The following is a 10,690-nucleotide window of genomic DNA, read 5'->3' on the forward strand; positions in this document are numbered from 1 at the left end:
GTTCGTCGCCGCCGCCGGAGCCGGTTCCTGCCTGGCCGTCCTGACCGGCGCCAAGGCCGACATCGGCCTGATCGCCTACGAGATGGCCCGGCTGGTCAACCGGGTCGGCGAGCACCTCCACCAGTCGCCGCGGACGCCCCCGCGGCCCTTCGCCGGCTGACCCGGGAGACGGTGTCCGGATGCGTGAGCAGAACCCGACGCACCCCCCGCCCTCCGGCGGTCCCGGTGACCCGGAACCGGCCTCCGGCGGGCCGTCCGGCGGCCGGTGGTACGAGAGCCAGTGGTTCGACGGTGAGGCCGGACCGCTGGTCCGCCCCTACGCGATGACCGGTGGGCGCACCAGCCCCGGCCCGTCCGGAACCGGCTTCGACCTGATCGCCCTGGTCGACCCGGACCCCGAGGCCCCGCCGGACGCCGCGGCCGCCCTGGGACCCGAGCACCGGCTGCTGGTGGGACTGTGCCGCGCCGAGACCCAGTCGGTCGCGGAGCTCGCGGCGGGCGCCGACCTGCCCGTCGGCGTGGTCCGCGTGCTCCTGGGCGATCTGCTGGAACTGGGCTGCGTCACCGTCAGCCGCCCGGTGCCGCCCGCCCAGCTGCCGGACGAACGCGTGCTGCGCGAGGTGATCGCCGGTCTGCGCGCACTGTGACTCCCGCGCGCTGCCGGAACCCGTGAGTTCTATGATCCGGTGAGCTGGTGGATGCTGTCAGCGGTTGAAAGGCTGTCAGCTGTGCCCGCGCCGCCCGCCGAACCACCTGTCAGTGACCGACCTTCCCGCGGCGACCCGGTCGCCCGAGACACCCGAGAGAAGTGATCGATGGCCCCCCAGCAGACGGACACCACCTCCGGCGGGACGATGGGCGCCGCCGGCACGACGGACGCCTCGAACCCCCTGGCGCTGAAGATCCTCGTGGCAGGCGGTTTCGGCGTCGGCAAGACGACCCTGGTCGGCGCCGTCAGCGAGATCCGGCCGCTCCGCACCGAGGAACTGCTCACCGAGGCGGGCCGGGGGGTCGACGACATCTCGGGCGTCGACCAGAAGACCACCACGACCGTCGCCATGGACTTCGGCCGCATCACCATCCGGGCCGGTCTCTCGCTCTACCTCTTCGGCACCCCCGGCCAGGACCGCTTCTGGTTCCTGTGGGACGAGCTCGCCCAGGGCGCGCTGGGCGCCGTGGTGCTCGCCGACACCCGGCGGCTCGAGGGCTGCTTCCCCGCCGTCGATTACTTCGAGCACCGCGGCATCCCGTTCGTGGTGGCCGTCAACTGCTTCGAGGGCGCGCGCTCCTACACGCCCGACGAGGTCTCCGCCGCCCTCGACCTCGACCCCGGCACGCCCGTGGTGCTCTGCGACGCCCGCCGGAGGGAGTCCGGCAAGGAGGTCCTGATCCGCCTGGTGGAGCACGCGGGACGGATGCACACCGCGCGGATGCTGGACTCGGTGGGATGAGGAGGGCCGGCCGGCGGGACCGGCGACCGCGCTGACCCGTTCGACGGAGAGCCGCACCAGCGTCCCGCCCGGCACGGCGTTCCGGGCGCCGTACCCCTCGGCCCGGTCGTCGCCCATGGGGCGGGCGGCGATCCCGGCCGCCCGGTGCCGGACCTGGTCCAGGTCCTCCTCCGGCCGTGCCCGCCCCGTCAGGGAGACGAGGGAGAACGGAGGCCGCTCGGCATCCGCGCGCACGACGGCCACCGGAACCGCGCCACCGGCCGGCCACCGGAACCGGGACGCCGGAGCCGGCCGGTGGCGCCGGACCCGGACGCTACAGGGCCCGGAAGAGGCCCTCCTGCACCACCGAGACCACCAGGCGGCCCTCACGGTCGTAGATGCGTCCCCGGGCCAGCCCGCGTCCGCCGACGGCGATCGGCGACTCCTGGTCGTACAGCAGCCAGTCGTCGGCCCGGAACGGCCGGTGGAACCACATGGCGTGGTCCAGCGAGGCCATGTCGAAGTTGCGCGGCCCCCACAGCGGTTCCACCGGCAGCCGCACCGCGTCCAGCAGCGTCATGTCGCTCGCGTAGGTCAGCGCGCAGGTGTGCACCAGCGGGTCGTCGCCCAGCGGACCCACCGCGCGCATCCACACCGCGCTGCGCGGCTCCGCCTCCGCGACGTCCCCGGCCGTCCACCGCAACCGGTCCACGTACCGGATGTCGAAGGGCTGGCGGCGCGCCATCCGCTCCAGCTGCTCCGGCAACGCGCCGAGGTGCTCGCGGATCTCCTCCGCGACCGTCGGCAGCGACTCCGGGTCCGGCACCTCCCGGGCCGGCGGGAGCTGGTGCGTGAACGGTCCCTCCTCCGGCAGGTGGAAGGAGGCCGTCAGGTTGAAGATGGTCCGCCCCTGCTGCACCGCGGTGACCCGGCGGGTGGTGAACGACCGCCCGTCCCGGACCCGCTCCACCTGGTACACGATCGGCACACCGGGCCGTCCCGGCCGCAGGAAGTAGGCGTGCAGAGAGTGCACCGGCCGGTCCTGCTCCACGGTCCGGCCGGCCGCGACCAGCGCCTGGCCGGCCACCTGCCCGCCGAAGACGCGCTGCAGGGACTCGTCGGGGCTCCGTCCCCGGAAGATGTTGACCTCGATCTGCTCGAGATCGAGCAGGCCGACCAGGCCCTCCGCCGGATTCGTCATGCGGGTCTCACCTCTCCTGTCCCACGTCCGTCAGTTCCCACGCGTCCCGCACTTCCCGCGTTCCCGCTGCCGTCCCCGGCAGCGGCGTCACAGCTGGCCGACGTCGGTGACCCGGACGACCGCGCGGCCCTCGGCGTCGGACGCCGCGAGGTCGACCTCGGCGCTGATGCCCCAGTCGTGGTCGCCGTTCGGGTCGGCGAACGTCTGGCGGACCCGCCACAGACCGTGCTCGGCGTCCTCCTCGATCATCAGCAGGCGCGGGCCGCGGGCGTCGGGACCGGTCCCGAGGTCCTCGTACTCGTCCCAGTAGGCGTCCATCGCCTCGCCCCAGCGGTCGGCGTCCCAGCCGGACTCGGCGTCCATCTCGCCGAGTTCCCCGACCTGGTCGAGGGCGGCCAGCTCCACCCGGCGGAACATCGCGTTGCGCACCAGCACCCGGAAGGCGCGGGCGTTGGCGGTGACCGGCTTGACCTGGTCGGCCTTCTCCTGCGCCTCCTCCGCGGTCATCACCTCGGGGTTGGCGAGCTGCTCCCACTCGTCGAGCAGGCTGGAGTCGACCTGGCGGACCATCTCGCCCAGCCAGGCGATCAGGTCCTGCAGGTCCTCCGACTTCAGGTCGTCGGGGACGGTGTGCTCCAGTGCCTTGTAGGCGCTCGCCAGGTAGCGCAGCACGATGCCCTCGGTGCGGGCCAGCTCGTAGAAGGACACGAACTCCGTGAAGGTGAGCGCCCGTTCGTACATGTCGCGGACCACCGACTTGGGCGACAGCGGATAGTCGCTGACCCAGGGGTGGCTCTTGCGGTACGTGTTGTAGGCGTGGAAGAGGAGCTCCTCCAGCGGCTTGGGGTGGCTGACCTCCTGCAGCCGCTCCATCCGCTCCTCGTACTCGACCCCGTCCGCCTTCAGCTGCGCGACCACCTCGCCGCGCGCCTTGTTCTGCTGGGCGTGCAGGATCTGCCGCGGGTCGTCCAGCGTGGACTCCACCACCGACACCATGTCCAGGGCGTACGACGGCGATTCGGGGTCCAGCAGCTCGAACGCGGCCAGCGCGAAGGTGGACAGCGGCTGGTTGAGGGCGAAGTCCTGCTGCAGGTCGACCGTCAGGCGGACGACGCGGCCCTCGGCGTCCGGGGTGTCCAGCTTCTCGACGATCCCGCCGTCCAGCAGCGACCGGTAGATGGCGATGGCCCGGCGGATGTGCCGCAACTGCGCCTTGCGCGGCTCGTGGTTGTCCTCCAGCAGCCGGCGCATGGCGTCGAAGGCGTTGCCCGGGCGGGCGATCACCGACAGCAGCATCGCGTGGGTGACCCGGAAGCGCGAGGTCAGCGGCTCGGGGTCGGAGGCGATCAGCTTCTCGAAGGTGTTCTCCGTCCAGCCGACGAAGCCCTCCGGAGCCTTCTTGCGCACCACCTTGCGGCGCTTCTTCGGGTCGTCGCCCGCCTTGGCCAGCGCCTTCTCGTTCTCGATGACGTGCTCGGGCGCCTGAGCCACCACGAAGCCCGCCGTGTCGAACCCGGCGCGCCCGGCCCGGCCCGCGATCTGGTGGAACTCGCGGGCCCGCAGGGTGCGCACCCGGTTGCCGTCGTACTTGGTCAGCGCCGTGAACAGCACCGTGCGGATCGGCACGTTGACGCCCACGCCGAGGGTGTCGGTGCCGCAGATGACCTTCAGCAGGCCCGCCTGCGCCAGCTTCTCCACCAGACGCCGGTACTTGGGCAGCATGCCGGCGTGGTGCACGCCGATGCCGTGCCGGACGTAACGGGAGAGGTTCCGGCCGAACTTGGTGGTGAAGCGGAAGTTGCCGATCAGCTCGGCGATCTTCTCCTTCTCCTCCTTGGAGCACATGTTGATGCTCATCAGCGCCTGCGCCCGCTCCACCGCCTGCGCCTGGGTGAAGTGCACGATGTAGACCGGCGCCTGCCGGGTCTCCAGCAGCTCGGTCAGCGTCTCGGTCAGCGGCGTGTACTTGAAGTCGTACGACAGCGGCACCGGGCGGGTCGCGGACCGCACCACCGCCGTCGGCCGGCCGGTGCGGCGGGTGAGGTCCTTCTCGAACATCGAGACGTCACCGAGCGTCGCCGACATCAGCACGAACTGTGCCTGCGGCAGCTCCAGCAGCGGGATCTGCCACGCCCAGCCGCGGTCCGCCTCGGCGTAGAAGTGGAACTCGTCCATCACCACCTGGCCGACGTCGGCGTTCCTGCCGTCACGCAGCGCGATGGAGGCCAGCACCTCCGCGGTGCAGCAGATCACCGGCGCGTCCGCGTTGACCGAGGCGTCACCGGTCAGCATGCCGACGTTCTCGGTGCCGAAGACCTTGCAGAGCTCGAAGAACTTCTCGGAGACCAGGGCCTTGATGGGTGCCGTGTAGAAGGTGACCTCGTCCCGGGCGAGCGCCGCGAAGTGGGCGGCCGCCGCGATCATGCTCTTGCCCGATCCGGTCGGCGTCGAGACGATCACGTTCGCCCCGGAGACGACCTCGATCAGCGCCTCCTCCTGATGGGGGTAGAGCGTGAGGCCCCGGTCCTGGGCCCACGACTCGAAGGCTTCGTAGAGGGCGTCGGGATCGGCGGTCTGCGGCAACTGATCGATGAGGGTCACACCCCCCATCTTGCCCGGACCAGGTCACGATCAGGGAATCGGATCACCACTCGAAGATCGTCACCGCTACGCTGGCCGCCGAACTGAACAGCGGCACAACGTGGAACGGGGCGGGCAACGCCATGATGGGACCAGCACATTCACTGTCGGGCGCGGCCGCCTGGCTCGGCGTCGGCGCCGCGGCGGCCGCCTGGGGCGAGCCGATGCCCTGGCCCGTGCTGCTGGCGGGAGCGCTGATCTGCGCCGGCGCCGCCCTCGCCCCCGACCTCGACCACAAGGCCGCCACCATCTCGCGGGCCTTCGGGCCGGTGTCCAAGTGGATCTGCGAGATCGTCGACAAGCTGTCCTACGCGGTCTACAAGTCGACGAAGAAACCCGGTGACCCCCGACGTTCCGGCGGCCACCGCACCCTGACCCACACCTGGGTGTGGGCGCTGCTGCTCGGCGCGGGCTCGGCGGCGGTCGCCACGCTGGGCGACCGCTGGGGCGTGCTCTTCATCCTCTTCGTGCACATGGTGCTGGCCATCGAGGGACTGCTGTGGCGGGCGACCCGCGGTTCCAGCGCCGACGTGCTGGTCTGGCTGCTGGCCGCCACCAGCTCGTGGATCGTCGCGGGCGTCCTGGACAAGCCCGGCAACGGCTCCACCTGGCTGTTCGACGGACCGGACCAGGAGTACCTGTGGCTGGGCCTGCCCATCGTGCTGGGAGCGCTGGTCCACTGCGTCGGCGACGCGCTCACCGTCTCCGGCTGCCCCGTCCTGTGGCCCATCCCGATCGGCCGCAAGCGGTGGTACCCGCTGGGCCCGCCGAAGGGCATGCGCTTCCGCGCCGGCAGCTGGGTGGAGGTCCGGGTCCTGATGCCGGGCTTCATGCTCGCCGGCGGCGCGGCCGCGGCGGCGGCCCTCGGCTTCATCTGAGGCCGCCCCCCGCCGGGGGATCCACGGTGGGAGCCGGGCTGCGGGGCATGAGGAGAGGAACGCCCCCCGCAGCCCGAGGAGAGCTCACACGATGGGAACCGTCGTCCACGTTCCGCAGACCCGGGACATGGTCGGAGAGGAACTCTCCGGCGACGAGGCGCTGACCGCCCTCCGCCAGTACGGCGGCGCCAGGCGGCTGCTCGCCGACTCCTTCAGCCGCTTCCGGTACGCCGACGGCTTCACCAACGCCCGCGCCCTGGCCTTCCAGATCGTGGTCGGCGTGGTGCCGTTCACCGCCACGCTGGTCGGACTGGCCACCTCGGCGCACACCGAGGACATCGGCCGGGTCATCGAGCTCACCCTCCGGCGGATCGTCCCGGGCGACAGCGCCGACATCGTCCAGGACGTCCTGGAGGGCACCCGGCGCACCGCCGACGGCGGCGTGTGGAGCAACCTGGCGCTGGTGCTGGGCCTGCTGTTCGCGGTGGTCAACCTCGCCTCGGCGATGGGGCAGATCGAGCGCGGCGCCAACCGCATCTACGGCGTCGAACGCGACCGGCCGGCCACCCACAAGTACGGGCGGGCCCTGGTGCTCGCCGGGGCGGCCGGACTGCCCATGGTGCTGGGCTTCCTGGTCCTCGTCACGGGCGACGCGGTGGCCGGGGCGGTCGCGGAGTCCCTCGGCCTGCCGGGCGGCGAGCGGTGGTGGGCGCCGCTGGACATCCCGCTGGGACTGCTGCTGGCCTGGACCGCCTCCGCGGTGATCTTCCGCTGGTCCCCGCGCCGCCGTCAGCCCGGCTACACCTGGCTGGCCCTCGGCTCCGCCGTCCACCTGGTCATATGGGTGACGGCGACCGCTCTCCTCGAGCTCTACGTCAGCAACAGCGGAGGCTTCGGAGCGGTCTACGGGCCCCTCACCGCGTTCATCGCGCTGCTGCTGTGGGCGAACCTCACCGGCATCGCCCTGTTCCTCGGCATCGCCTTCGCCGCCCAGCTCGAAGCGGCCCGGGCCGGCCTGCACGCGGCGGTGCGGCCCGACCCGGGCCCCGGTGACTGAGGTGCCCCGGCGACCGGCCCCGTCCCGGCCGGCCCTCGGGCGGCGCCCGCCGGCCCCGCTCCGTCCTCCCGGACGCCGTCGGTGCGGGGTGGTTCGCCGACACCGCCCCCTTCCCCGGCCGGAACCGGCCGCGGGACGGCGTGGCCGGCGCCGAGCGCGAGGGCGGGCCGGACCGCACCCCGAGCACCCCTGCGGTGACGGACCGGCGGCGGGCCTGACGGACCGGCGGCGGGCCGCGTACTAGGCCGTGCCCGCGCCGCCTTCTCCCGTCCCCCCGCCGTACCGCCGCTCGAAGCGCGCGACGCGGCCCTCGGAGTCCACCGTGCGGGCCTTCCCCGTGTAGAACGGGTGGCTCTCGGAGGAGATCTCCACGTCGATCACCGGGTACGTCCGCCCGTCGTCCCAGTCGATCGTCCGGTCGCTGTCGGCCGTCGACCTGGTGAGGAACGCGTAGCCGGCCGCCCGGTCGCGGAAGACCACCGGCCGGTACTCGGGATGCTTGTCCTGCTGCACGGGTCGTCACTCCTCGTCGATCACGTGGACGGCCGCTTCCTCCGCGGAGGCGGCCGCTCCGTCGATGCCCACGTCGCGCGCGGCCAGCACCGCCTCCTCGTCATGACGGAGGCCCTCGTCGGGCGCCACCAGCCGCCCCGCCCGGACCGCTCCGACCTCGGAGTCCACCGGCTCGCCGTCGGTGTCGACGGCGTCGCCGATCCCGTCGCCGTCCTGCTCCAGGTCCGGCCCGTCCGGAAGCTCCTTGGCCAGCCGCTCGTCCAGCGACTCGCCCCGGTGCTGCTCGGCCGCCGTCTCCCCGGTCCGCTCCACGCCCCAGGGCTTCTCCGGCGGGGACCAGCCGCGGTCCAGCGGGTCGTCGACGTCCTCCGTCTCCAGCGTGTCCTCGACGTCGAGGAGCCCCGAGTCGTCCTGGATCTCGGACGCGTCGGGCTGGTAGACGTCGTCCCCGGGTCCGTCGGCGATGCCCACGAGTACCTCCCGCTGCCTGGCGGCCGCTCACACTGTCCAGCGTCCACCGGGGCCGGGTGCGGCGCAAACCGCGGCGGCGGGCGCGGGACGCCGGGCCCCGGGCTCAGACCGGGCCCGGGGAACCCGGAGGGGAGCCGTCGATCAGCGTGTTCAGCAGGCCGCCGAGTATCTCGCGCTGCTCGTGGGAGAGCGGCTCCAGGATCTCCTCCGCCGCCGCCCGGCGGGCCGCCCGCAGCTCCCGCAGCGCCGCCCGGCCCTCGTCGGTCAGCTCGATCCGCGTCACGCGGCGGTTGTCCGGATCCGGCACCCGGCGCACCCGGCCGCTCGCCTCCAGCCCGTCGACCAGGGTCGTCACGGCCCGGGGCACCACTTCGAGCCGCTCCGCCAGATCCGCCATCCGCGGCGGCGCGGCGTACGGGGCGAGGGCGCGCAGCGCCCGTGACTGGGCCGGGGTGATGGCCATGCCCCGCTGCTCCAGATGGCGCTTCTGAATGCGGTGGACGCGGCGGGTGAGGCGCAGCAACTGCTCGGCGAGGAGCCCGTCGGAGTCGGGAAGCGTCATGCGGGGAACGATATCAGGACCTAGTTCACTGTGAATATAGGTAACAATGAGCTAAGCTCTGTGACGATCCGCGGCGTGTCGCCCTCCGCCCTCTCAGACCAAGGGAGCCCATGCGTCCCGACCGAATCGACTGGACCCCGCCGCCGCCCGACCCGGACCGGCCGCGGCAGGTGCGCCGCATCCTGCGGCTCTTCCGCCCCTACCGGGGCCGCCTCGCCGTGGTCGCCGTGCTGGTCGGGGCCTCCTCGCTGGTCTCGGTGGCGAGCCCCTTCCTGCTGCGCGAGATACTCGACGTCGCCCTGCCCCAGCAGCGCACGGGTCTGCTGAGCCTGCTGGTCCTCGGCATGATCGTCAGCGCCGTGCTCGGCGGCGTCTTCGGCGTGCTGCAGACCCTGATCTCCACCACCGTCGGCCAGCGCGTGATGCACGACCTGCGGACGGCCGTCTACGGGCGGCTGCAGCGCATGTCCCTGGCCTTCTTCACCCGCACCCGCACCGGCGAGGTCCAGTCCCGCATCGCGAACGACATCGGCGGCATGCAGGCGACCGTGACCTCGACGGTCACCTCGCTGGTCTCCAACCTCACCGGCGTCATCGCCACCGTGGTGGCCATGCTGGCGCTGGACTGGCGGCTCACCGTCGTCTCGCTCCTCCTGCTGCCGGTCTTCGTCTGGATCAGCCGCCGCGTCGGGGACGAACGCAAGAAGATCACCACCAGGCGGCAGAAGCAGATGGCCGTGATGGCGGCGACGGTCACCGAGTCCCTGTCGGTCAGCGGCATCCTCCTGGGCCGCACCATGGGCCGCGCCGACTCGCTCACCCGGTCGTTCGCCGACGAGTCGGAGAGGCTGGTCGACCTCGAGGTCCGGTCCAACATGGCGGGCCGATGGCGGATGGCCGTCATCGGCATCGTCATGTCCGCCATGCCCGCCCTGATCTACTGGACGGCCGGCCTGGCCCTCCACCTGGGCGGTCCCGCCGTCTCCCTGGGCACCCTGGTCGCCTTCACCTCGCTCCAGCAGGGCCTGTTCCGCCCGACCGTCAGCCTGCTGTCCACCGGCGTCCAGATCCAGACCTCGCTCGCCCTCTTCCAGCGCATCTTCGAGTACCTCGACCTCCCCGTGGACATCACCGAGCGGGAGGATCCGGTGAGCCTGGACCGGGCCAAGGGCGAGGTGCGCCTCGAGAACGTCGAGTTCCGCTACGACGACCGCGGCGACCCCGTGCTCACCGGGATCGACATCGAGGTCCCCGCGGGCGGCAGCCTCGCCGTGGTCGGCACCACCGGCGCGGGGAAGTCCACGCTGGGACACCTCGTGCCGAGGCTCTACGACGTCACCGGCGGCCGGGTCACCCTCGACGGCGTGGACGTCCGCGACCTGGACTTCGACAGCCTGGCCCGCGCGGTGGGCGTGGTCTCCCAGGAGACCTACCTCTTCCACGCCTCGGTCGCCGACAACCTCCGCTTCGCCAAGCCGGACGCCACCGTGGAGGAACTGCACGCGGCGGCGCGCGCCGCGCAGATCCACGACCACGTCATGTCGCTGCCCGACGGCTACGACACGGTGGTCGGCGAGCGCGGCCACCGCTTCTCCGGCGGCGAGAAGCAGCGCCTCGCCATCGCCCGCACCATCCTGCGCGACCCGCCGGTCCTCCTCCTCGACGAGGCGACCAGCGCGCTGGACACCCGCACGGAGCGCGCGGTGCAGGAGGCGATCGACGCGCTCTCGGCCAACCGCACGACCATCACCATCGCGCACCGGCTCTCCACGGTCCGCGGCGCCGACCAGATCGTCGTCCTCGACCGCGGCCGGGTGGTGGAACGCGGCACGCACGAGGAGCTCCTGGGCCTCGACGGGCGCTACGCCGCGCTGGTCCGCCGCGACACGCGGCTGGAGGCGGCCGGGGAGTGACGGGCGGTGGCGCCGAGGGGTGCCG

At 72.6% G+C, this 10,690-nt stretch carries 10 protein-coding genes; 5 read left to right on the forward strand and 5 right to left on the reverse strand.

The features are described 5' to 3' along the window. The first annotated feature begins 179 nt into the window (after positions 1-179). Entirely contained in the window at positions 180-647 is a 468-nt protein-coding gene (locus tag A2U95_RS18960; protein WP_166024097.1) for a DUF742 domain-containing protein, read from the forward strand. 168 nt (positions 648-815) lie between these two features. After that, the gene (locus tag A2U95_RS18965; protein ID WP_166024099.1) at positions 816-1,451 is read left to right on the forward strand and encodes a GTP-binding protein; all 636 of its coding nucleotides are present in this window, start codon (positions 816-818) and stop codon (positions 1,449-1,451) included. Positions 1,452-1,764: 313 nt separating this feature from the next. On the opposite strand, the gene A2U95_RS18970 is transcribed toward A2U95_RS18965, so the two are convergent. Both A2U95_RS18970 and A2U95_RS18975 read right to left on the reverse strand, forming a co-directional pair. After that, positions 1,765-2,631 carry an acyl-CoA thioesterase gene (locus tag A2U95_RS18970; protein WP_166024101.1) on the reverse strand — a complete coding sequence of 289 codons (867 nt, stop codon included), beginning with the start codon at positions 2,629-2,631 and terminating at the stop codon, positions 1,765-1,767. 87 nt (positions 2,632-2,718) lie between these two features. Beyond that, positions 2,719-5,232: a DEAD/DEAH box helicase gene (locus A2U95_RS18975; RefSeq protein ID WP_166024103.1), complete on the reverse strand. Its 2,514-nt coding sequence runs from the start codon at positions 5,230-5,232 to the stop codon at positions 2,719-2,721. Between the two features lie 122 nt (positions 5,233-5,354). On the opposite strand from A2U95_RS18975, the gene A2U95_RS18980 reads away from it, so the two are divergent. Together A2U95_RS18980 and A2U95_RS18985 are read left to right on the forward strand one after the other, a co-directional pair. Then, positions 5,355-6,149: a metal-dependent hydrolase gene (locus tag A2U95_RS18980; protein WP_166024105.1), complete on the forward strand. Its 795-nt coding sequence runs from the start codon at positions 5,355-5,357 to the stop codon at positions 6,147-6,149. Between the two features lie 91 nt (positions 6,150-6,240). Further along, positions 6,241-7,206, forward strand: a complete 966-nt coding sequence (locus A2U95_RS18985) for a YihY/virulence factor BrkB family protein (RefSeq protein ID WP_166024107.1) — start codon at positions 6,241-6,243, stop codon at positions 7,204-7,206. A 240-nt stretch (positions 7,207-7,446) separates the two neighbouring features. Here the strand turns inward: A2U95_RS18985 and A2U95_RS18990 are convergent, their stop codons facing one another. The 3 genes from A2U95_RS18990 to A2U95_RS19000 all read right to left on the reverse strand — a co-directional run bounded on the left by A2U95_RS18990 (position 7,447) and on the right by A2U95_RS19000 (position 8,752). After that, positions 7,447-7,719, reverse strand: a complete 273-nt coding sequence (locus A2U95_RS18990; protein WP_166024109.1) for a type B 50S ribosomal protein L31 — start codon at positions 7,717-7,719, stop codon at positions 7,447-7,449. A 6-nt stretch (positions 7,720-7,725) separates the two neighbouring features. Next, positions 7,726-8,190 carry a DUF5709 domain-containing protein gene (locus A2U95_RS18995; RefSeq protein WP_166024111.1) on the reverse strand — a complete coding sequence of 155 codons (465 nt, stop codon included), beginning with the start codon at positions 8,188-8,190 and terminating at the stop codon, positions 7,726-7,728. A 103-nt stretch (positions 8,191-8,293) separates the two neighbouring features. Further along, positions 8,294-8,752 (reverse strand): MarR family winged helix-turn-helix transcriptional regulator, encoded by a 459-nt coding sequence (locus A2U95_RS19000; RefSeq protein WP_166024113.1) that lies wholly within the window; start codon positions 8,750-8,752, stop codon positions 8,294-8,296. A 110-nt stretch (positions 8,753-8,862) separates the two neighbouring features. Between A2U95_RS19000 and A2U95_RS19005 the strand changes: the two genes are divergently transcribed. After that, positions 8,863-10,665: an ABC transporter ATP-binding protein gene (locus A2U95_RS19005; protein ID WP_166024115.1), complete on the forward strand. Its 1,803-nt coding sequence runs from the start codon at positions 8,863-8,865 to the stop codon at positions 10,663-10,665. Positions 10,666-10,690 lie beyond the last annotated feature (25 nt).

It is taken from the genome of Streptomyces chilikensis (genome assembly GCF_001642695.1).
Lineage (GTDB): Bacteria > Actinomycetota > Actinomycetes > Streptomycetales > Streptomycetaceae > Streptomyces > Streptomyces chilikensis.